Genomic DNA, 22,061 nt, shown 5'->3' on the forward strand with positions numbered 1-22,061 from the left:
GCACCGCCAATGAACACCATCCGCGCCCCGCGCCCACGTGCCCGCCTCGTCCCCGGCCTCTCCGCCGTGCTCCTGCTGGGCCTCGGCGCCTGCGGCGGGAACGGCACCGGAGAGGGGGACTCATCGGCGCCCCTGCGGATCTTCGCCTCGGCGACGCCGCACATCGAGATCCTGGAGTACATCGAGGACGAACTGGTCACCGAGGAGGATGAGCTCAGCCTGGACATCACCGAGCTGACCGAGGGCGTGCAGGGCAATCAGGTCCTGCTGGACGGCGAGGCCGATGCGACCTTCCACCAGCATGTGCCGTTCCTGCGCCAGTGGCTGCAGGACGCCGGCGAGCCGGAGGACGCGATCACACCGGTCGCCACCGTCCATGTGGAGCCGCTGGGCCTGTACTACAACCAGGGCGGGGAGGTGACCTCCCTGGAGCAGGTGGGCGAGGGCACGTCCATCGCCATCACCAGTGACGTCGTCAACCAGAACCGCGCACTGCTCCTGCTGGCGGACAACGGTCTGATCGAGCTCCCGGACGGCTTCGACCCGGAGACCGATGTCATCACCGTCAAGGACGTCCTGGCCGATGACGAGCTGAACGTCCGGGGGCTGGACCTCCTGGAGGTCGACTACAACCTGACCGCCCGCACCGTGAGCGACGGTGAAACGGACCTGGGCGTGGTCAACGGCAACGTAGCACTGCAGTCCGGTCTGGACCCGGACCAGGACACCCTGGCGCTGGAGCGGGCCCAGGACAATCCGTACGCCAATGTCCTCACGGTGCTGCAGGAGAACGCCGACGACCCGCGCATCGTCACGCTCGCGCAGTACCTGGAGTCCAGCGAGGTGGCCGCCTGGATCTCCTCGGAGTACGGCTCCGGGGTGCTGCCGGTGAACGAGTAGCCGCAGCTACGCGGCATGCCTGCCGGCGCTGGGCTCCGCATCCCCGGAGCCCAGCGCCGGTGCAGGCCGGAGAGGAGGGACGACGGCCTTCCGCACCGTCCGGCCCCCAGCACCCATCAGCGCCCGTCAGTGCCGGCCAGCGCCCGTGCCATTCCGGGCGAAGCGGCCCGCCTCAGGCAGTGGACAGATCCCGCCGCCGGAAAGCGGCTGTACCCAGGGCGCTGAGCAGCACGAACACCCCGGCGAACCCGCCGATGGCCACCCAGGAGAGGTCCTCCGCCGGGTACTGCCCGATGTGCTGGAAGGGCGAGGTGTTCAGCACCGCCTCAGGGGTGTCGAGCATCTGCCCGAACAGGCTCATGAAGACGCCGTAGACGAACACCGCCCACACCGCCCCGAGCAACCGCGGGAAGGCGCCGTACAGGAACACCGCGAGTCCCAGCAGCAGCCACACCGCCGGTGCGTGCGCCAGGTGCCCCAGTACCGTCGGAGCCATCAGACCCCAGTCCCCGGTGCTCAACGCCGCACCCAGCCCCTCACCGATGCCGGCCAGCCCGAGCAGCAGCACCGCGCCGGCCGCGGTCACTCCGGTCCAGGACAACAGCCAGGCCGGCCTGCTCACTCCGGTCGCCAGGACCGGTTCGGCGCGCATCCCCTGTTCCTCGCTCCGCAGGCCCTGGAGGGAGATGATCGCGTAGGCGGCCACCATCATCGCGAAGTACAGCCCCATGAAGCCCAGGTACCCCTCTACGATGCCGTCGGCGCCGCCCATCAACGCCACGATCTCCTCCGGCATCTCCTCAGCTCCCTCGCGCATGGGCTGCACGAAAGCCCCGAAGGTGGCTCCGGCCAGGAGCATGGCCATGGACCAGCCGATGAGAGCCGAGCGCTGCAGGCGGAAAGCCAGCGAGACCGGGCCCCGCAACCACGCGGCGGCGTACGCCGCGCCCGGCCGGTCCGCCAGCAGGCCGGCACCCAGGTCCCGACGGGCCTGAAGCGCATAACCGGTCGCCATCAAGCCAGCCGCCAGGCCGGCTGAGAGCAGCAGCGGCCACCAGCGGTCCAGGGTGAACGGCGCCGTCTGCTGGGACCAGCCGAGCGGGGACAGCCAGGAGAGCCAGTCCAGGTTTCCGCCCTGCACCGCGGACATATCGCCTAGACCGCGGACGACGAATGCCACGCCCAGCACGCCGCCGGCCATGGAGGAGGCCGCCCGTGAGAACGGTGAGAGCTGCACCGTCACGGCCGCGACACCGGCGAAGACCAGGCCTGCGGCACCGATGCTGAGGGCGAAGAGGAACGACGGCGCCGGTTCCGGAGCCGGGTCGACCGCCGAGCCGATGAGGACGAGGCCCATCAGCAGCGACATCGCGAGGTTCATACCCACGGTGAGGATGAGCGCCGCGGTCAGCGGCGCGTGCCGGCCGGTGACATTGGCACGGACGAGTTCTGCCCGCCCGGTCTGCTCCTCCACCCGGGTGTGCCTCGAGACGGTGGTGAAACTCATGAAGGCAGCGCCCAGCATGAGGTAGGCGCCGTACATCCCGGCCAGGAACCGGGGCACGGTGATCTCGTCGAAGCCGTAGCCGGGACCACCGATGAGCGCCATGATCGGGTTGGCGGCGAATCCCGCCAGACCCGCCAGGTTCTCCCCGTCCATCAGGGTGCCGATCGCGTTGGCGAAGTACGCCATCATCACGGTCATGCCCAGCACCCAGGCCGGCAGCCGGACCCGGTCCCGCCGCAGCATGAACCGTAGCAGCACGCCGGTGCCGGCCAGCCGGCTACCCCGGCCGGAGGGCAACGTCCGGGTGGCGGCGCTCATCGGCGTGCCTCCTGCAGGTCATCGCCGTAGTGGCGCAGCAGGAGCTGTTCGAGCGTCGGCGGCGTCGCGGTCAGGGCACGCAGGCCCCGGCCGGACAGCTCCCCCATGACCCGCGGCAGCACGGCGGCGTCCACGTCGAAGCGCAGGCGCTCGCCCTCCTGCCGGAGATTGTGCACCCCGTCCCAGGCGGCGAGATCGCCGAGCGGCCGCTCGGTCACGGCTGTGACCGCAGTCCGGCTCAGATGCCGCAGTTCGCCCAGCGTGCCGGATTCGACGATGCGTCCCTTCCGGATGATCGACACACGGTCCGCCAGGACCTCCACCTGAGCCAGGATGTGGCTGGAGAGCAGCACCGTACGGCCCTGTGCTTTGGCCTCGCGGATGCATTCCTGGAACACCGCCTCCATGAGCGGATCCAGGCCGGCGGTGGGCTCGTCCAGCAGGAGCAGTTCCACGTCGCTGGCCAGGGCGGAGATGAGCGCGACCTTCTGCCGGTTGCCCTTGGAGTAGGTGCGTCCCTTCTTGTGCGGGTCGAGGTCGAAGCGCTCGCACAGCTCGTCGCGTTTCCGGGTGTCGACGCCGCCGCGCAGACGCGCGAACAAATCGATGGACTCGCCACCGGTGAGATTCGGCCACAATTCCACATCACCGGGCACATAGGCGAGCCGCCGATGCAGGGCCACGGCGTCCTTCCAGGGGTCACCGCCGAGGACCCGGGCGGTGCCGTGGTCGTGCCGCAGGATGCCCAGCAGGATCCGCATCGTGGTGGATTTCCCTGCCCCGTTGGGGCCCAGGAACCCGTGCACCTCGCCGGGGGTGACCCGCAGGTCGAGCCCATCGAGGGCGGTGGCACGGCCATAGCGTTTGGTGATGCCGGTGAGGTCGATCGCGAGAGCGCCGCTGCGCCCTGGTTCTGTGGGGGACATGATCAAGAAGCCTTTCGTGAGGGTGGTCGCCGGCGGTGCGGAGTGCGCGTGGCCGGAAGGGATGTCCCGCCAGGCCCCACGGCGACAAGCGGCTATGGCAGGGACGCACAAGAAGGCGGGTACGACGATGCGCCGCTACCGCGGAAGTGAAACCCAGGTGGTGACGGGACCAGTGAAAGACGGCGGTGCCGTCTCTTATATAGCCCGGCCGGCCGAGCTACGAGGCCGAGGGCGCCGCTGGCGGCGCGCCTCGGGTTCAGGCGGAGGTCTCCTCCGCGCCGCTCTCGCCGGGCGGGTCGCTCCGGTAGAGCATGTAATGCTCCAGCAGGGTGCGGTCGGCGAACAGCCCCTCCGCGTAGAGCTCCAGCGCAGGCATGAGCATCTCATCGAAGGTCCGCGCCCAGAAGTCCGCATCGAGCTCGCCGAGGTCCTTCTCCGCTGCGAGCACCGACTGCACCATCCAGCCGATGGAGATGCTGAAGGTCAGCTTCACCCGGAGCTCCTCGTTCCGGCTGGGTTTGAGGTGACCGGCTTTGACGCCCTCGGCCATCCAGGTGAGGGCACGGCTCCTCATGTCCTCCAGGAGGTTCCGCGCGACATCGCCGCCGGCCAGGAAGCTGCGCATGGTGTAACGGATGAGCGGCTGGAACTCCTCCATCCGCGCCATCTGGGTCATCAAGGTAGCGCCGAGGTCCGCGGACTTCATCGCTTCGGTCTTGTAGGCGCTGATGACCGCCAGGACATGCGCGTCGCATTCCCGGTGCAGTGATTCCTTGGAGCCGAAGTGCTTCATGACCGCAGCGGCGCTCACTCCGGCATCCGCCGCGATGGCGCGGAGCGAGGCACCGAACCCGTCCCGGCCGAACCGATCGACGGCGGCTTCGAGAATGCGCGTCCGGGTGTCGGAGGCGATCTGCGGTGAACGCATGTTCACAGTGTAAACACGTGTTCACCCGGAGGGCAAGAGAGGTTTCGCTGGGCTTGACCGCGACCCGTCGGGAAGCCGGATCCGCGCTCGCGTTCCGCCCCTGGCCAGCTGGGCGAACCACGCCGCTGTAGCCTGGCGGAATGAGCCAGGGACACGCGGCACCGCCTCCGGGGAACACGCACCGGGACCCCCGGGCGCAGCGTCCGTGGCCGGCACTGTGGGCCCTCGCGCTGGGCTTCTTCATGATCCTGGTGGACACGACCATCGTCTCGGTGGCGATCCCGGCCATCATCGACGGACTGCACGCCGAGCTGACCACCGCCGTATGGGTCACCAGCGCCTACCTGCTCGCCTTCGCCGTGCCGTTGCTGGTCACCGGCAGGCTGGGCGATCGCTTCGGCCCCAAGACGGTGTATCAGACCGGCCTCGTCGTCTTCACCCTCGCATCGCTGGCCTGCGGCCTGGCCGGCTCGGCGGAGGCCCTCATCGGCGCTCGCGTGGTGCAGGGCCTGGGAGCGGCCATGATGACCCCGCAGACGATGGCGGTCATCACCCGGTTGTTCCCGCCGCAGAACCGCGGCGCCGCCATGGGGTTCTGGGGTTCGATCGCGGGCGTCGCCACGCTGATCGGTCCGATCCTTGGCGGGGTGCTGACCGATGCCTTCGGCTGGGAGTGGATCTTCTTCGTCAACATCCCCGTCGGCGTTCTCGCCTTCATTCTGGCCGCGCGGCTGGTGCCGCGCCTGGATCAGGCGGCACGGCGGCTGGACTGGCCCGGCGTGCTGCTGAGCGCGATCGGCATGCTGCTGCTGGTCTTCGCGCTCCAGGAGGGCGAGCGCGCCGGCTGGGGCGGGATCCCGGTCGCGCTCGGCCCGCTGCACGCCGATGTCGATGTGCGCGTGCTGCTGATCGTGGGCGTGCTGGTCCTGATCGCCTTCGTGCTGTGGCAGCGGCGCGGCGGCGATGAGGCGCTCGTCCCGCCGGCCCTGTTCCGCGACCGCAACTTCACCCTGGGCAGCATCGCCATCATGTCGATGGGGTTCACCGTGACCGCGCAGATGTTCCCGATCATGCTGTATCTGCAGCACGCCCGGGAACTGAGCCCCACGCTGGCGGCGCTCTGCCTGGCCCCGACGGCACTCATCTCCGTGGTGCTGCCGCCGATCGTCGGGCGGCTGCTGAGGATCATCGACCCCAAATGGGTCGCGATGGCCGGGTTCGGCGGTTTCGCCCTGGGCCATCTGTGGCTGGCGCAGCTCATGCGCGCCGATGCCTCCCTGCCGTGGCTGCTGCTGCCGTTCGCGTTCTTCGGGCTCTGCCACTCGTGCATCTGGGCGCCGGTCTCGGTCACGGCGACGCGCCACCTGGATCCCGGCCGCGCCGGAGCCGGGTCCGGGGTCTACAACACGATGCGGCAGATCGGCGCGGTGCTCGGCTCAGCCGGCATGGCCGCGATGATGGAGGCGATGCTGGCCCGTCAGGAGGTAGACGGCGCGATCTCCACGCAAGGAGGCGAGGCGCCGGTCGTCACTGCGCTTCCGGCGGAGTCGCTCGACGCGTTCGGGGCGGCGATGAGCGCCTCGGTGCTGTTGCCTGCCGTGGTGATCCTGATCGGCTTCACCGCCGCGTGCCTGTTCCGGAGGGCGCCTGCCGCGCATATGCGCCGTCGCTGACCGGAACGCTGACCGGAACACCGGGCGCGTTCCGGTACGCGCCGCTGGGCGCTCCCAGGTCCGCAAGAACGCCGGAACCCCACGGCTGTTTCGAAGACCCACCGGAGATCAACAGTGGGAATTCGAAACAGCAGTGGGTTTCTCTCTGGTTATACGACGCTTTCCGGCGGGTGCGCGGCGCATGGCCGTGCGCGGGATCTCAGGCTTCCGGGTCGGCGGAGGCCTGCGCCTCGGCGGTCTCGGAAGGGTCCTGCGTGCCCGCGGAGGCGCCGGCTGCGCTGCCGGCCGGCCCATCCGTGCCTGCGGCTGCCGGTGCCTCGGCAGCGGATGCCCGGTCGTCGGCGGCGCTTCCGGCAGAGGCGGCACCTCCGGCGGCCGGACTGCTGCCCGGGGCGCCGACGGTGGCCTCGGTCTTGGCGATGTTCTCCGCAGCGCGGTTGACCGCGGCGCTCAGGTCCAGGCCGGTGGTGCCGCGCACCATCTCCAGCACCTGCGCCAGGTTCGAGGAGATGCTCCGCCCGATCTTCGCCTCGCCGTCGGTGGAGACGATGGAGAGCTCGCCGATGTTGCTGTACGGCTTGGCCAGGGCGTCGGCGATCTGCGGCAGCGCCTCCAGCACCTTGGACAGCACCGCGGCGTCGTTGAACTGCTTGTACGCCTCGGCCTGCTTCAGCAGCGCTTCGGCTTCCGCGGCGCCCTTGGCGGCGATGGCTGCGGCCTCGGCCTCGCCCTCCAGGCGAACCGCCTCGGCCTCCTTGGAGCGGCGATGCAGCTCGGCGGCAGCCTCGGCGCGACCGCGGGCCTCGATGTCGTAGGCCTCGGCGTCGGCCTGAGTCTGGCGGCGGTAGCGCTCGGCGTCGGCCGGCCGCTTGATCTCGGCGTCCAGCTGCTCGGCGCGCACCTCCGCCTGCTCGCGGGCCAGCACCTTGTCCCGTTCCAGCAGCTTGGCCTTCTGCTCGGCCTGCGCCAGGGGCCCGGCGGCATCGGCGGCCGCCTGCTTCCGGTCGGCCTCCTCTTTCAGCTCGGCCCGGCGCAGCGCGAGCTGCTGCTGCTGCTCGGCGATGGCCTCATCGGTGAGCGCCTGCTGCTTCTGCGTCTCCTCCGTCTGCAGGGCCTCCTGGACGGCCGCCTCCCGCTGCGCGTTCGCCTCGGCGATCGCGGCGTTCTTGGCGACCTGCGCGGCCTGCGGGCGACCCCAGTCGCGCAGGTAGTCGCCGTCGTCCTCGACGGCGGAGATCTGGAAGGTGTCGATCACCAGACCCTGGTTGTTCATGGAGTGCTCGGCTTCCTCCTGCACCTGCGAGGCGAAGGAGGCACGGTCCTGGATGATCTGCTCGACGGTCAGGGTGCCGACGACCGCGCGGAGGGTACCGGAGAGGATCTCCTGGCTGTAGTGGTCGATCTGTTCCTGCTGGTCCAGGAAGCGCTGGGCGGCCTTGCGGATGTCGTCGACGGTGCCGCCCACCTTCACCTGCGCGACGCCGCGCAGCCGCAGGGCGATGCCGTTGACGGAGATGCCGTCGATGGCCACCTGGATCTGCCGGGAGGACAGCGAGAGGGTGAAGGCCTTCTGCACGATGGGGTAGACCACGGCACGGCCGCCGATGATGATCCGGCCGCCGCCTTCCAGGTTTCCTCCCGAGGCGCCCCTGCCGGTGATGATGAGCGCTTCAGAGGGGGATGCGATCTTGTAGCTGCGCAAGACCACGATGACGACGATCAGGAGGAAGATCAGGCCGAAGCCGATCCCCACCAGGCCCAGAAAATCCATCTGTGTTCCTCACTCCAGGGGATGCGCCGTTCCTGGATGTCAGGACACGGTTGCCTACCAGTATGCCGGATATCCGGGCGCCCTGGGCAGTGGATCTCAGCCGCCGGGCGGGCCGGCCACCATGAGCGCCGCGAACACCACGGCGACGACCAGGAGAGTCACGGCGCCGGAGAGCGCGGGCCGGCGCAACGCCAGGGCGATGAGCCGTTCGACGGCGTGACGTGGTTCCCGGCCGCCGGGGGCAAGCTGCCAGCGCCCATCGAGATGCCCCTTGCGGGCAGCCCAGATCTCGTGCGGGACGGTGGCCAGCGGCAGGACGGAGGCGATGAGCGCGAGCACTCCCACGTGCGCGGGCCAGCGCTGCGAGATCCACACCAGGATCGCCACGGCCACGTAGGCCAGGAACGCGAATCCGTGCACTGCGCCGCCGATGCTGACCATCACATCGGTGCTCTGCGCGATGTACTTCAGGTACATCCCGGTCAGCAGCAGCACCCAGGTGAACGCCTCCGCGAAGGCGAGGGTGCCGAACAGCGCGCGCGGTGACATGGAGCTCCTTCGTTCACGGGGACCGCGCACCAGCCTAACCGGCCCGGACGGCACGGCGGCAATGATCCGCCTCACGCCTCGTGCGGCTACCGCTCTGTCCCGGGCAGCAGCCGCCGGCAGCACCCGGAGCGAACCCCCAGACAGGCGGCTACCGCTCCGTCCGGGGCAGCGCGTTCCCGGAGTCCCCCGGAACGACGAACCGGCCGCCGCCACCCTCGGGGAGGATGACGACGGCCGGTTCACGTCGTACTGAGCAGCACCTGCTACGAGCTGGCCGCGGACCCGTTCATCGCGGGCCCGCCTCTCCGGCCCGGCGGCGTAAGCGGATCACCGCTCGCCCCACCGGGCCGGGCCGGCATCGCTCAGTTCTGCCGGTAGCGCGCCTTGCTCGATGCCGCGATGAGCGCGCCCATCACGATCAGCAGCAGTGCGGTGGCCGCCAGCGGGAGCATGTCCGCACCGGTGGTCGGCAGGCTCGGGTCCTGCGCGCCCGGATCCTGCGGGGCCCCGCCGGGGCCGGGCTCGGTGGTCGGATCGTCCGTCGGAGCCGTGGTCGGATCGTCGGTGGGCTCGGTCGTCGGCACCTCGGTCGGGTCCGGCGTGGGCTCGGTGGGTTCGGTGGGCTCCACCAGGTCCCAGGCCAGGACGTGGGTCGAGTAGCCGATCGCCGGGGCGAAGATGTCCAGCGACTCCTGGTTCACGTTCTCCAGGGTGTCGTTGATGGTGTGGTAGTTGGTGTCGTGCTGCACGCCGGGGGTGCCGCCGAACAGCTCGGCCTCTTCTTCGGTCTTGACCCCGTCGGCGCCGGAGAACAGACCGCCGGAGGGGATGCCCGCCAGGATGAACGCCTGGTAGTCGGAGCGGCCGGAGAACTCGGAGTCCACCCAGGGCTGATCGACCGAGTCGAAGTAGTCCGTGTAGATCTGCTCCAGCTCGACCGAGCCTTCGGGAATCGGCACCGGTGCGGGGTAAGTGGACTCGTCGGCGTCGTAGACGCTGACCACGAAGTTGTCCGAGCCGATCATGTCGTAGTTCAGGTAGGCCTGGATGCGCTCCAGCTCAGCCGGATCGTTGGCCGTCAGGTCCTCGACGTAGTGGTAGGAGCCCAGCAGGCCGATCTCCTCCGCGCCCCAGAAGGCCAGGCGCACCTGCCGGTCGGGAGCGTACTCGTAGGCGGCGATCTGCTCGGCCAGGGCCAGCAGGGCGGCGGAGCCGGAGGCGTTGTCGTTCACGCCCGGTCCTTCGTCGACGCCGTCCAGGTGGGCACCGGCGACGATGACCTCATCGGGGTCGCCGGCGGTCGTGCTGGCCAGGACGTTGAACGTCTCGGTCTCGGTGAATTCCTTCTCCACCGTCAGCGAACCCAGGACCGTCTCCTCGGCCTCCGCGGCGGCGGTGACGGCTGCGGCGAGTTCCTCGCCCACTCCACGGGTCACGCCGATGGTGGCCGCGCCGCCTTCGATCCGCTCCCCGAGGGTGCCGCTGAAACCGGCGTCGGGATCGGCCTCGTTGTTGTAGATCACGACCGCGGCGGCACCGGCCTGGGTGCCGTTGAAGGCCTTGTCGTAGAAGGGGCACTCGCCGCGCTGCACCAGGAGGATGGAGCCGGCGGGGACATCGGCGTAATCGTCCGGGCTGCAGCCGATGCCGGCCTCATCGGAGGTGATGCTCAGCGGAGCGTCGACGATGGGCTCGTCGGTGCCTTCGCCGTAGGAGACGTGGAAGGCCGGGACCTCCTCGCCGGCGACCGTGAAGTCGATCGCGCCGTTGCTCTCACCCTCGACCGTGAAGTACTGCCGCTCGGTCTCGAAGGCGCCGGTACCCTCGAGCACTTCCTCGACGTACTCGGCTGCGGCTTCGTAGCCGGGCGAGTTGTAGGCGCGGTAGCCCTCATCCGCATACTGCAGGGCGAGATCTGAGAACACCTCGAGGTGCTCGTAGACCGCGGCGCCGGTGACACCCAGGTCGGTGTGCTCCGTGGGGCCGGGCGCAGCCTGGGCAGCCGCGGGCAGCGCGAACGCCGAGGCGCCGACCACCGCGCACGCCGCTGTAGCGGCGAGACCGCGCGTGACGTTCGCAGAAGATCGGCGACTGCTGGGAGGTCTCTTCATCGGACGCTTGTCCTTCCATGGTTCGGATCATTGCCTACTGCACGGCACCGTCGATGGCTGCGGGGAAGCCGCCGCAGGGACGATCATCACCAGCTTATGACCGGTGGGACTCACGTTCTGCGGGCAGGCCACTTTGTGACGCCATTGTGACTCTATATCGTATCTGTGACCCAGGTCACGAGAAGCTGTGAAAATTCCTTGTTACGGCCTCTCGTGACGTCATCCCACGTCATCGGGCGATTCTTCCGTCAGAGGAGGAGGCTGGATACCGTCTGAGACTGCTTTATGACGGCTGCACGGGGTGCATATGCGCGTATATGACGGGAAACTGGCGAGCGCCGCGACGCTTATCCGCAGAGCCGTGATTCCCCGGTTCCCGGTTCTCAATGACGGCTAACCGAGGACCTCCGTCAGGCCGCGCACGAGCGCACCCAGACCGCCCAGGCCGGCCAGCGCCAGGGCGGTGCGCCGGGCCCACGGGACCGGAACGATCCGCGCTAGGAGCGTTCCGGCGCCGATGCCGGCCAGCACCGTGAGCGCGATGCCCGGGAAGAGCCATTCCAGCCTGATCCCGGCATCGCCCAGCTCCACCGACCCCATCCCGAGCTTGGCGAGCACGGACGCGGCTCCCATCGTCATGAAGACCGGCTGCAGCGTGGCCGCGAAAGAACGGTGGTCCCAGCGGGACAGGCGCGAGTAGATCACCATGACCGGCGCCGCGACGCCGGAGGTGGTGTTGAAGAAACCGCCGATGAGACCCGCGGCGAGCGCGGGCACGCCCCCGCGCCATTCCGGCAGCCGGGGCAGCGCGACGCTGACGATCAGGGCCGCCAGCACTGTGCCGCCGAGGATGACGGACAACCAGCCGGAGCCCAGCCGTCCAACCAGCCAGGCGCCCGGTACGGCGCCGAGCACCGCCATCGGGCCGATCAGCCAGAACCGACGCCAGTGGATCCGGGACCACACCGCGAGCATGATCAGGAAGCCGGAGACCACCGTGGTCATATTGGTCAGCAGCACGCCGAACGCCGGGCCCAGCAGGATGGACAGCACCGGCGCGACCACGAGTCCCACGCCCGTGCCGGAAACGCGCTGGAGCACGGTGCCGATGAGCACTGCGGCGATGATGATCGCGACGGTCGCCGTCACGCGCCGCTATGCTTCCGGGCGTCGGCGACTCGTCGCCGCGAGGGGATGCGCATGACCGCCACTCTAGGCACACCGGGCCGGATCGCCGCTTCCGGGTGGAAGCGGCCAGATAAGAACAGGTTGCCGCGCGGTCCTGGCACCCTGAGAGCGAGCATGCGCCCTCGGTGGCCGCCGGAGGACTCCGTACGCGGCACGAACCGAGGACACCCCGCCCCTGGCGAGCGTCACTGATGCCCTGACCCAGAACCGGGCGGATTCCAGTGGACTCCGCCCGGCACCGCACGCCCCGCGACGCACCTCCACACTCGGGCGCGGCAACGCTCGGGTGTGACACGAATCAACATTCAATTACTTGCGCAAGTGTTATACAGTTGGTGTCCGGTCACGACGATTGGACATCATGCCCAGCGAACATCTCCCCGCAGATCCCGCGCAGGTGAGCGCCGCGGACCGGCGCCGCTGGCGGCGGTACCTCGCCGCCGAACGCCGCGAGGAATACGTCTATCGCTCCCTCGCCCGCCGCCGCGAAGGCGAAGAGCGCGAGATCCTGCTCGGCCTCGCGGAGGCGGAGAAACGCCATCAACAGCACTGGGTGACGCTGCTCCGCGCCGCCGGTGAACCCGAACGAGCGCTGCCGCGGCCCGGCATCGGCGCCCGCATCCTGGTCCTCCTGGGCCGGGTGTTCGGCAGCGTCCTGGTCCTCGCCCTGGCCCAGACCGCCGAATCCCGCTCCCCGTACGAGACGGACCGGGACGCCTCGGCCGCGATGGCCGCCGACGAGCGCATCCACGGCGAGGTCGTGCGTGCCCTGGCGCAACGGGGCCGCAACCGCATCTCGGGCAGTTTCCGCGCGGCGATCTTCGGGATGAACGACGGCCTGGTCTCCAACCTCGCGCTCATCCTGGGCGTGGGCGCGGCGGGCCTGGCCACCGGTGAGGTGCTCATCACCGGCCTGGCCGGGCTCCTGGCCGGCGCGCTGTCCATGGCCGCCGGTGAGTTCATCTCGGTGCGCAGTCAGCGCGAGCTGCTGGAGGCCTCGACGCCGGACCCGGCCGCCCAGCAGGCGCTGCCGGCGCTCGACGTGGACGCCAATGAGCTGGCCCTCGTCTACCGGGCCCGGGGTGAGACGCCCGGCGAAGCCGAGGAACACGCGCGCCGCACCCTCGCCCGCGTCGCCGCACCGGATGCCTCCCACGAACGAGCCCCCTCGCCGCACGCGCACGGCGCGTACGAAGAGATCGGCACCGGTCTGGGCGCCGCCGGATCGAGCTTCCTGTTCTTCGCCTCGGGCGCCCTCATCCCGGTGCTGCCCTATCTGTTCGGACTCGAAGGCGCGGCAGCGGTGATCGTGGCCCTGGTCGCGGTGGGCGTGGCACTCACGGTGACCGGCGCCGTCGTCGGCATCCTGTCCGGCACCCCGCCGCTGCTGCGCGCGCTGCGGCAGCTCGGGATCGGCTACGGGGCGGCACTGGTCACCTACTTGCTGGGTCTGCTCTTCGGGGTCAACCTCGCCTGAGCGCGGCCCTGCTTTCCGAACCGAGTAAGGAGCGCTGCGGGGACATGCGCACAGGAGCGTTCGGCGGGAACCGCCGACGGGAACCCGGGCACGACGAGTGCGGCACCCGGGTTCCCGAAGCACCCGAAGCAGGTTCCCCCCTCCTGCCGGCGCACCGGCAGGACGGCGGATGCGCAGCCTCGTCCACCGGCTGGGTGCGCTGGCCGGACGGAATCAGGCTCGGTCGCCCGGAGCCGTCGCGGAACCGGCGCCGGGTGCCGTCGTGACCTGCTCGCCGAGATAGGCACCCCGGTCTGATCGCGCTCCATCTCAGCCGCTCGGCGACCGGCCCGCCGGGCGGAATGCGCCCGCATACACTGGTCGGCATGAGCCCTGCACCCCGCCAGTCCGTCCTGCTCCTGCTGGACCCCGGTTCGGGCGTCACACACCTGGCCGACCCGGGCGACCCGGTCCTGACCGCCGACGATCGCTCGGCGCACCGCGGCGACGGGATCTTCGAGACGGTGCTGGTGGACGCGGCCGGCGTGCACAACCGGCGCCGCCACCTGGAGCGGTTCATCCGTTCGGCCGAAGCGCTGGAGCTGCCCCGGCCCGATCCGGCCATCTGGGAGTCCGCCTTCGACGAGGCCGTCCAGGCGCACCGCCGCGCGTTCCCCGAGGCAGCCGAGTTCTCCGTGCGGTACGCGCTCTCACGCGGGCCCGATGCCGCACTGGCCCCGCGCGGCTGGTTCCTGACCGCTCCCGCCCCGGCGGAGTACGCCCGGCAGCGCACCGAGGGGATCGCCATCGGCAGCCTGGACCGCGGCACGCCGGCCTACGTCGGCAAGGACGCGCCGTGGCTCCTGCAAGGTGCCAAGACCCTCTCGTATGCGGTCAACCTCGCCGCGGGCCGGTGGGCCGCGCAGCACGGCTATGACGACGCCCTCTTCTTCAGCCACGACGGCGCGAACAGCATCGCCCTGGAGTTCCCCACCGCGAACCTCGTCATCGCCCGCGGCCGGACCCTGCTCACCCCGGATCCCGGTGCCGGCCTGCTGCACGGCACCACGCAGCAGGGTCTCTTCGCCGCCGCGGAGGCCGCCGGCTGGACGACCGCGTACGCCGATCTGCGCCGGGAGGACATCTTGGGCGCCGATGCCGCCTGGACCACGTCCTCCCTCCGCCGGGCGCTGCCCCTGGCCTCCCTGGACGGCGAAGAACTCGCCCGCGATGCGGAACTGGAGCGGGAGGTCTTCGCCTTCGTTCACCCCGACCTCGCGCCGGACACCTGAACGATGGGCGAAATGGGCGAGCGGGACGGCGGGCGTGAGAGCACAAGCCGGACCGCCACGGCACGTAGTCCCGCTCACGGCTCGGGCGCGCCGGAACAGGCGGAGCTGCCGCCGTTCGAGCCGGAACGAGAGAGCGCATCGGCGCTGCACGCGCAGATCGAGGAGTGGCTGAGCGAGCTGATCGAGTCCGGCCGCCTGAAGACGGACACCCGCCTGCCGAACGAGCGCGCGCTGGCGCAGCAACTGCAGATCAGCCGGATGACCCTGCGCCAGGCGCTGCAGACACTGGAGTCCCGCGGCCTGATCCGCCGGGCACCGGGCCGTCACGGCGGGGCCTTCATCGCCGCGCCGCCCATCGCGGTGGACCTGACCGGGCTGCCGGGCCTGGCCCTGCAGATCCAGCAGTCCGATCACCGGCCGGGTTCCCTGGTGCGGACGGCACGGACGCAGCCGGCCGGGCACCGCGCCGCGGCGGCACTGGGGCTGAACGCCGATGACCAGGTGTGCTTCGTGGACCGGATCCGGCTGGCGGATGAGCAGCCGGTGGCGATCGAGCGTTCCAGTTTCCCGGCGGCACTGCTGCCCGGTTTCCTGGAGCAGGACCTGGAGGGGTCGTTGTACAAGGTGCTCAGCGGCTACGGCCTCGCGCCGGCCACGGCCGAGGAGCAGCTGGTGCCGGTGCTCGCCGGAAGCGACGCCGATGCACTCGGCGTGAGTGCGAGCCGCCCGCTGCTGCTGCGCATCCGCGTCGCCCGCGCCAAGGACGGCACGCCGGTGGAGTACTCCCGCGACCTCTTCCGCACCGATCGCGCCCGCGTCGTCGTCACCAGCCGCCTGACCGAAGCCTGACGCCGTTCGACCACCGCGCCCGCACCGCGTGGACGGACAGAACCGGTCAGGCGCCGATAAGGGGCGCGTCGAGCAGGTGCACGCCCAGGGGAGCCTCGTCCCAGGCCACCCGCACACCGATCATGCCGGCTCGGGCGGCCGCTTCCAGGCCGGGCGCGGAATCTTCGAAGACGACGACATCGGCGGCCCGGCCGCTCAGTCCGAGGACGCTCGCTGCCCGTAGGAACCCCTCGGGGTCCGGTTTGCCCTCCGCGACGTCTTCCTCCGTGACGAGGACCTCGAACAGCTCGCGGATTCCGGCACCCTCCAGCGCAGGCTCCACGAGGGCCCGCGAGGCACCGGTCACGATGGCCAGGCGCGTGCCGCGAGCATGCAGGCGCCGGACCAGCTCCCGCGCCTCGGCACGGATCAGCGTGCCGGTGCACGCCGCCTCCAGGTACCGGGCGGAGAGTTCCTCCCGCAAAGCCGCGAGCTCCTCCGCCTCACCGGCCCGGCCCGCCACATCGGCCTGGCCAACCCGGCCGGCCCGGCCGGCATCGCCGGCCCGGCGCAGGAGCTCCCGCAGGATCTCCCCGTCGCTCAACCCGCGCAGCCCAGCCTCGTACTCGTCTGCGCTCAGCTGAAGTCCCAGCCGGTCGGCGGCCAGATCCCGGACGATCCGCGCCAGGACGCCCTCGTCGTCGGAGAGCGTGCCGTTGAAATCAAAGAGGACAGCGGGGGCATCCAGGAGGGTTTGTGACATGCGGGTTACGGTATCAGATTCGGTCTAGACCATTATTCGCCCAATGGCTACGCTGAGTTCACCTCGTCGTCAGTCGCAGTCGCGAGCATCGAGGCGTCAGCTCACCGCCGAACCCGTGAGGAACTTTCCATGCGAGCTTCCACCCCCCTGCGCACGACCCGCCTCGGGCGGCCCCGCGCCGTCGTCGCGGCCGCCTCCCTCGCCGCGCTCACGGCCCTGAGCGGCTGTGGCGGCCAGGCCGCCGCGGAGACCACCGTCGGAGAAACCCTGGAAGAGATCGAGGCCCTGGCCAAGGAAGAGGGCAAAGTCCACCTGATCGCCTACCCGGAGAACTGGGCCAACTACGGAGAGTCCTTCCGCCAGTTCACCGCCAAGTACGACGTCGACGTGGAGGTCTCCAGCCCCAACGCCTCCAGCGCCGAGGAACTCCAGGCGGTCCGCAACCTGCGCGGCCAGTCCACCCAGCCGGACGTCCTGGACATCGGTTACTCCTTCACCACCCCCGCCAAGCAGGACGACCTCCTGGACCACTACGTGCCCAGCGTCGCCGACGAGATCCCCGAGGACCTGATCGATCCCGAAGGTTACTGGGTCGGCGCCTACTACGGCGTGCTCTCCATCGGCGTGAACGGCGACGAGGTCGACGTGCCCACCAGCTTCGCGGACCTGAAGGACGAGCAGTACAAGGGCAAGATCACCATCGGCGACCCCCGCGAGGGCGCCTCCGTCCTGGCGACCGTCTTCGCCGCGGCCCTGGCGAACGGGGGCAGCCTGGACGACATCCAGCCCGGCATCGACTTCTTCGCCGAGCTCGCCGAAGAGGGCTACCTGGTGGACACCACCTCCAACGCCGCGGCGCTGGAGACCGGTGAGGCCGCGGTGACGTTCGACTGGAACTACAACTACACCGGCATCGAGGACCAGCTGGACGCCGCCGGGGTGAACCTGGAGGTCGTCGTGCCCGAGGACGGCGTCTTCGGAAACTACTACGCCCAGCCGGTCACCGTGGACAGCCCGCAGCCGAACGCCGGCCGGCTGTGGATCGAATGGCTGCTGAGCGATGAGGGCGCCAACATCTACGCCGGCGCCGGCGCCGTCCCGGCCCGCTACCAGGCGATGGTCGACGCCGGAACGCTCACACCCGAGGCCGAAGCCGCGCTGCCTCCAGCCGACATCCTGGAGCAGATCGAGTTCCCCAGCCTGGAGCAGGGCGAAGCGGCCACCGAGGCCGTCGTCAGCAACTGGGGACCGCAGGTCGCCGGGGCATGACGTCCACCCCCGCACGCAGGCGCCCAGGACCGCTCCCGCTCGTCGCGGTCCTGGGCGCCCTGCCCTACTTCGCGTTCCTGACGGTCTTCCTGATCCTGCCGATCATCGTGAACCTCGTGGCCAGCGTGCGGGACTCCTCCGGCGCCTGGACCCTGGAGCCGCTGCTGCGGCTGCGCGAGGACCAGTACGTCAGCGCCTTCAGCAACACGGCCATGCTCTCGCTGACCACCACCGTCATCGGCGGGACCCTCGGCCTCGCCCTCGCCTGGGCGATCCTCACCACCGAGCGGCCCCGATGGCTGCGGGACGGCATCCTGTCCTTCTCCTCGGTGGCCTCCCAGTTCGCCGGCATCCCGCTGGCCTTCGCCTTCGTCGCGCTGCTGGGCACCCAGGGAATGCTGACCACCGCGGTGGCCGAGCTGACCGGCTGGAACCTCTCCGAGAGCTTCCGGCTGTCCTCCTTCGCCGGACTGACGATCGTCTACCTCTACTTCCAGGTCCCGCTCATGGCCGTGCTCATCCTGCCCGCACTGACCGGCCTGAAACGCGAATGGGTCGAATCCGCCCAGAGCCTCGGTGCCGGCCGCGCCCGGCACCTGCTCGACATCGCGCTGCCCATCCTGGCGCCCTCGGTCGGCGGGGCGCTCCTGCTGCTGTTCGCCAACGCCTTCAGCGCCTATGCCACCGCCTACGCCCTGGCCGGCGGCGGTGCGAACCTGGTGGCGATCCTGGTCGGCTTCTTCGTCTCCGGGAACGTCATGGTGGACAACAGCTTCGGCGCCGCCCTGTCCACCGGGATGATCGCGGTGGTCACCCTGGCCATGCTGGCACGCTGGCTGCTGACCCGCCGGAGCACGAGGTGGCTGTCATGAAAACGCTCAGAGTCACAGTGCTGCTGCTGGCCGCGGTGTTCTTCGCCGCGCCGCTCGTCGCCTCGGCCGCCTTCGGGTTCAGCCTCCCGGGACAGGGGTTCACATTCGAGCCGCTGCAGCGGGCCACCGGCAACCCGGCGTTCTGGCAGCAGGTCGGCCGCAGCGTCCTGCTGGCGGTCCTCACCGCCGTCATCGGTTCGGTGCTGCTGATGGGGACCCTGCTCTGGCTGCACCTGCGCGCCAGAACGCTCCTGCCGCTGGCTGAAGGCCTGTCCGTCCTGCCCTTCGTGGTGCCGCCGGTCGCCCTCGTGATGGGCGTGAACCTGGTCTTCCGCGCCATCTATCCCGGCTTCCTGACCAGCCTGCTCAGCCTCGTGCCGTTCTACGTCGTCCTCACCATGCCGCTGGTCTACCGGGCGCTGGATTCCGGCATCCGCGCCATCGACCTGCGCACCCTCGTCGACGCCGGCACCAGCCTGGGCGCCGGGCGGCTGCGCCTGTTCTGGGAGATCCTGCTGCCCAACCTCCGGCCCGCCCTGCTGGCCGGCGGCCTCATCTGCGTGGCCATGGTGCTCGGCGAGTTCGTCCTGGCCTCGCTCCTGCTGCACAACACCTACCCCGTGTTCCTGGCGCAGGTCGGTCAGGACAACCCCCGGGCCGCCGCGGCCCTGGCCTTCCTCACCCTCGCGGGCACCTGGCTGCTGCTGGCCGGTTTCGCCCGCACGCTCCGCTCGGAAAGGACGCGATCATGACCACCGATGCCCGCCTCGCCCTGGAGCAGGTGACGAAGGCCTTCGACGGGCGCACCGTCCTGGAGGACATCAGCCTTCAGCTGGAACCAGGCGAACTGCTCACCCTGCTGGGGCCTTCCGGCTGCGGGAAGACCACCGCACTGCGGATCATCGCCGGCTTCGAGCGGCCCGACTCCGGCCGCGTCATGCTGGGCGGACGCGAGATCACCGCCGTGCCGGCACATCGGCGGAGCATGGGCGTGGTGTTCCAGGCGTACTCGCTGTTCCCGCATATGACCGCCCTGACGAATGTGGCCTACGGCCTGAAGATCCGCCGCCAGGCCAAGCCCGCGCGGCTGGGCAGGGCCGGCGAGCTGCTGGAACTCATGGGCCTGTCGGAGCACGCGCACAAGTACCCGCATCAGCTCTCCGGCGGGCAGCAGCAGCGGGTCGCCCTGGCACGGGCGCTGGCGGTGGCCCCGGAGGTGCTGCTGCTGGACGAACCCCTCTCCGCGCTGGACGCACAGGTCAGGGTGCAATTGCGCGAGGAGATCCGGCGTATCCAGCGAGAGACCGGGACCACCACCATCATGGTCACGCACGATCAGGAGGAAGCGCTGACCATCGCGGACCGGGTGGCCGTCATGCGCGACGGGCTCATCCAGCAGCTCGGTGCTCCCGCCGAGCTGTACCGTCAGCCGGCCAACGCGTTCGTGTCCCGGTTCCTGGGCACCGTCAACCTGGTCCCCGTGACCGGTGACGGCACCCGCATCGCGCTCTTCGGGCAGGCGGTGGAGACGGTGGGCCAGCACGATCCGAAGGTCCCGCTGCGCGCGCACATCCGCCCCGAGGACATCGAATTGAGCATCGATGAGGCCGGTCCCGGCATGGTCTCCACGGTCCTCCTGCGTGGCGCCACCACCAGCATCGGCGTCATCTGGGATGATCTGGTCACCCCCGTCCGGGTGGACCTGCCGACGCGTGAGGCCGGCGGCATTGAAAGCGGGCAGCGGGTGCGGCTGGGCGTGCGGGTCCCGCACGTCCTGGTGGAGCCGGATCCGGCGGCAACCGGTTCGCAGAAGACTCACGCCTGAACGTCGCGTATCCGATCGACCTGCGCCGACGGCGCCAGGCCGGCCGGGCCGGTGCCGCCGGAGCATCAACGCCGCGGCGGAGACGTGCCCTCCGCCCCTTCCGCGGCGGAGGGAAAGCACGTGCTTTCGCCGGTCAGGCCGGTGCACTGCGCCCATCCGCGAGCTGCCTCGCCTGGATGGGCGGAACCCGCAAGACCAAGAAGTGCCCTCAACCCGAGGAGATGGGGAGACATGACACGGAAGATCCTGCTGATCGGCATCGACGGCCTGCGCATTGACGACGCTCTGGCGGGTGGCTGGATGCCCGCGCTCGGCTCGTTCATGGACACCACGGCGACGGCCCGGATCACGATGGAGGTGCCCACCATCTCCGGGCCGGGCTGGTCCTCGCTGCTGACCGGCGCTGATCACGGCGCCCACGGCGTGTTCGACAACTCCTTCCTGGGGCATCGCCTCGCCGGGCACCCGGATCTGCTGAGCGTGGCCGCGGCCGAGCATCCGGGTCTGACCACCTTCGTGGCGACGGGCTGGCCCCCGCTGGGCGATCCCGCCGGTCCGGGTCCGGTGTTCGCACCGCGGGCCGACTCACAGCGTGAGGGCCGGCACCGGCTGGTGATCCGCGACGGCGAGGTCTACGGCTACCGCTGGGCGGACGGAGAGATCGGTGCGGCCAGCCGGCTCGCGGTGCGCGAGGCAGGGCCGGACGCCTCTTTCGTGTATCTGGGCGAGATCGACGAGGCCGGCCACCTCTACGGCGGCACGAGCCCGGAGTACCGTCAGGCCGCCGCCCGGGTGGACGCGCATCTGGCCGGCCTGCTGCATGCCGTGGCGGTCCGGGCGCAGGCGGGCGAGGAGTGGAGCGTCGGCGTCACCACCGACCACGGTCATCTGGATGCCGGCGGGCACGGCGGCGGCGAGGACGTGGTCCGGCGCAGCTTCTTCGCCCTCGGCCGGTTCGCCGGGGAAACTTTCACCGCTCCGCCGTCCGGGTTGCCGGAGCAGATCGAAGCCGTGGACGTCCCCGGCTTCATGCTCGCCGAACTGCGTGGCTAGCGGCGATCAGGATCAGGGGCCCTGCTAAGGGCCGAGGTTCCCGCGGGGGAACGCTAAGGTTCCATCGGGTCGAAGGTGGCAAGACCGAGCTGTCCGGCGACGGATTTCATGTTCGCATCGTGAGTGACGACGGTGGGGTTCAAACCTGAGAGTATGGCCGCCGCCAGGTGGATGGCGTCCAGGGACTTGATATGGGGTTCGATTCCAGCCGCCAACCGCAAAGTGGCGTCCTGGATCAGGAGGAAGCGCACCCGGTCGAAGAAAGCTGCCGCCGGCCTGAGGTCAAGACCTTCGCGTCGCAGTGTTCTGGTGACCTCAACGCGAAGCAGCGCTGAGGAACAGAAGGACTGTTCCGCCTGGATGGCATCGGCAAACCGTTCCTTGGCGGCCGGGCTGCCGTCTGGCAAGACTCCGTGCAGCGCAACGGAGGAGTTCAGATACCACCACACTAGTGGTCGCCTTTCATCTCATCGATCAGCCGGTCCACCCGGCCAGGGTCCGGCTCGCTGGCTGATTCGTATGGCGGCCACGGCGCCGGGTTCGGCGCGGCAGGCGTGATCAGCCCCTGCGCTTCTAGCCGTGTGAGCGGATCCTCTACAGGCTGCCTGCGGCGGATCTCATACTTCTCCACCCCGCACTCCGTGATGACGATGGCATCCTCACCGGTATCGAGCACGCCGAGCACCTGTGCGGTCCTCTGGTCCAGGTCTCTTTTGGTGAACCTCTTCATAAACTCAACGTACTACCAACGTCATGGAATGCCCCCGGTGTTAGGTCCAGGTCTTATGTGAGTTGCGGGGATTGATCTTCTCTTCTGTGGCGGCAGCTCGCG

Annotated in this window: 20 protein-coding genes; 10 read left to right on the forward strand and 10 right to left on the reverse strand. The window is 70.0% G+C overall.

Annotated elements, in window-relative coordinates:
* Positions 1-9: 9 nt before the first annotated feature.
* A complete protein-coding gene (locus IEW13_RS15045) occupies positions 10-900 on the forward strand; it encodes a MetQ/NlpA family ABC transporter substrate-binding protein (RefSeq protein ID WP_188551753.1) in 891 nt (296 codons plus the stop codon).
* 172 nt (positions 901-1,072) lie between these two features.
* Here IEW13_RS15045 and IEW13_RS15050 read toward each other — a convergent pair whose 3' ends face one another.
* The 3 genes from IEW13_RS15050 to IEW13_RS15060 form a co-directional block, all read right to left on the reverse strand.
* Positions 1,073-2,725, reverse strand: a complete 1,653-nt coding sequence (locus IEW13_RS15050; RefSeq protein ID WP_188551754.1) for an ABC transporter permease — start codon at positions 2,723-2,725, stop codon at positions 1,073-1,075.
* Positions 2,722-3,651, reverse strand: coding sequence for an ABC transporter ATP-binding protein (locus IEW13_RS15055; RefSeq protein ID WP_188551755.1), 930 nt, complete (start codon positions 3,649-3,651; stop codon positions 2,722-2,724). Before IEW13_RS15055 ends, IEW13_RS15050 begins: the two co-directional genes overlap by 4 nt.
* Positions 3,652-3,907: 256 nt before the next feature.
* Complete coding sequence (locus tag IEW13_RS15060; RefSeq protein ID WP_188551756.1) at positions 3,908-4,579, reverse strand: TetR/AcrR family transcriptional regulator; 672 nt, start codon at positions 4,577-4,579, stop codon at positions 3,908-3,910.
* Positions 4,580-4,719: 140 nt separating this feature from the next.
* Here IEW13_RS15060 and IEW13_RS15065 point away from each other — a divergent pair, with 140 nt between their 5' ends.
* Positions 4,720-6,252 (forward strand): MDR family MFS transporter, encoded by a 1,533-nt coding sequence (locus IEW13_RS15065; RefSeq protein WP_188551757.1) that lies wholly within the window; start codon positions 4,720-4,722, stop codon positions 6,250-6,252.
* 199 nt (positions 6,253-6,451) lie between these two features.
* Here IEW13_RS15065 and IEW13_RS15070 read toward each other — a convergent pair whose 3' ends face one another.
* From IEW13_RS15070 to IEW13_RS15085, 4 genes are all read right to left on the reverse strand, one after another.
* Positions 6,452-8,023 carry a flotillin family protein gene (locus tag IEW13_RS15070; protein ID WP_188551758.1) on the reverse strand — a complete coding sequence of 524 codons (1,572 nt, stop codon included), beginning with the start codon at positions 8,021-8,023 and terminating at the stop codon, positions 6,452-6,454.
* A gap of 96 nt (positions 8,024-8,119) precedes the next feature.
* Entirely contained in the window at positions 8,120-8,572 is a 453-nt protein-coding gene (locus tag IEW13_RS15075) for a DUF3817 domain-containing protein (protein ID WP_188551759.1), read from the reverse strand.
* Between the two features lie 362 nt (positions 8,573-8,934).
* Complete coding sequence (locus tag IEW13_RS15080; RefSeq protein ID WP_188551760.1) at positions 8,935-10,683, reverse strand: M20/M25/M40 family metallo-hydrolase; 1,749 nt, start codon at positions 10,681-10,683, stop codon at positions 8,935-8,937.
* A 393-nt stretch (positions 10,684-11,076) separates the two neighbouring features.
* On the reverse strand, positions 11,077-11,832 hold the full coding sequence (locus tag IEW13_RS15085; RefSeq protein ID WP_188551761.1) for a sulfite exporter TauE/SafE family protein: 756 nt from the start codon (positions 11,830-11,832) through the stop codon (positions 11,077-11,079).
* Positions 11,833-12,232: 400 nt separating this feature from the next.
* Here IEW13_RS15085 and IEW13_RS15090 point away from each other — a divergent pair, with 400 nt between their 5' ends.
* The 3 genes from IEW13_RS15090 (at position 12,233) to IEW13_RS15100 (ending at position 15,468) form a co-directional block, all read left to right on the forward strand.
* A complete protein-coding gene (locus IEW13_RS15090; protein ID WP_188551762.1) occupies positions 12,233-13,348 on the forward strand; it encodes a VIT1/CCC1 transporter family protein in 1,116 nt (371 codons plus the stop codon).
* Between the two features lie 365 nt (positions 13,349-13,713).
* Positions 13,714-14,619 carry an aminotransferase class IV gene (locus tag IEW13_RS15095; RefSeq protein ID WP_188551763.1) on the forward strand — a complete coding sequence of 302 codons (906 nt, stop codon included), beginning with the start codon at positions 13,714-13,716 and terminating at the stop codon, positions 14,617-14,619.
* A gap of 12 nt (positions 14,620-14,631) precedes the next feature.
* Positions 14,632-15,468 (forward strand): GntR family transcriptional regulator, encoded by an 837-nt coding sequence (locus IEW13_RS15100; protein ID WP_188551764.1) that lies wholly within the window; start codon positions 14,632-14,634, stop codon positions 15,466-15,468.
* A 46-nt stretch (positions 15,469-15,514) separates the two neighbouring features.
* Here the strand turns inward: IEW13_RS15100 and IEW13_RS15105 are convergent, their stop codons facing one another.
* Entirely contained in the window at positions 15,515-16,210 is a 696-nt protein-coding gene (locus IEW13_RS15105; RefSeq protein ID WP_188551765.1) for an HAD family hydrolase, read from the reverse strand.
* A 129-nt stretch (positions 16,211-16,339) separates the two neighbouring features.
* Here IEW13_RS15105 and IEW13_RS15110 point away from each other — a divergent pair, with 129 nt between their 5' ends.
* The 5 genes from IEW13_RS15110 (at position 16,340) to IEW13_RS15130 (ending at position 21,229) form a co-directional block, all read left to right on the forward strand.
* The gene (locus IEW13_RS15110) at positions 16,340-17,479 is read left to right on the forward strand and encodes an ABC transporter substrate-binding protein (RefSeq protein WP_188551766.1); all 1,140 of its coding nucleotides are present in this window, start codon (positions 16,340-16,342) and stop codon (positions 17,477-17,479) included.
* On the forward strand, positions 17,476-18,351 hold the full coding sequence (locus IEW13_RS15115; protein ID WP_188551767.1) for an ABC transporter permease: 876 nt from the start codon (positions 17,476-17,478) through the stop codon (positions 18,349-18,351). The genes IEW13_RS15110 and IEW13_RS15115 overlap by 4 nt, the downstream gene beginning before the upstream one ends.
* A complete protein-coding gene (locus IEW13_RS15120; protein ID WP_188551768.1) occupies positions 18,348-19,103 on the forward strand; it encodes an ABC transporter permease in 756 nt (251 codons plus the stop codon). The genes IEW13_RS15115 and IEW13_RS15120 overlap by 4 nt, the downstream gene beginning before the upstream one ends.
* On the forward strand, positions 19,100-20,176 hold the full coding sequence (locus tag IEW13_RS15125) for an ABC transporter ATP-binding protein (RefSeq protein ID WP_188551769.1): 1,077 nt from the start codon (positions 19,100-19,102) through the stop codon (positions 20,174-20,176). The genes IEW13_RS15120 and IEW13_RS15125 overlap by 4 nt, the downstream gene beginning before the upstream one ends.
* A gap of 231 nt (positions 20,177-20,407) precedes the next feature.
* A complete protein-coding gene (locus IEW13_RS15130; protein WP_188551770.1) occupies positions 20,408-21,229 on the forward strand; it encodes an alkaline phosphatase family protein in 822 nt (273 codons plus the stop codon).
* Positions 21,230-21,282: 53 nt separating this feature from the next.
* Here the strand turns inward: IEW13_RS15130 and IEW13_RS15135 are convergent, their stop codons facing one another.
* Together IEW13_RS15135 and IEW13_RS15140 are read right to left on the reverse strand one after the other, a co-directional pair.
* A complete protein-coding gene (locus IEW13_RS15135) occupies positions 21,283-21,678 on the reverse strand; it encodes a PIN domain-containing protein (RefSeq protein WP_188551771.1) in 396 nt (131 codons plus the stop codon).
* Positions 21,678-21,914 carry a hypothetical protein gene (locus IEW13_RS15140; RefSeq protein ID WP_188551772.1) on the reverse strand — a complete coding sequence of 79 codons (237 nt, stop codon included), beginning with the start codon at positions 21,912-21,914 and terminating at the stop codon, positions 21,678-21,680. Before IEW13_RS15140 ends, IEW13_RS15135 begins: the two co-directional genes overlap by 1 nt.
* Positions 21,915-22,061: the final 147 nt, after the last annotated feature.

Source organism: Sediminivirga luteola (assembly GCF_014639315.1).
GTDB classification, from domain to species: Bacteria; Actinomycetota; Actinomycetes; order Actinomycetales; family Brevibacteriaceae; genus Sediminivirga; species Sediminivirga luteola.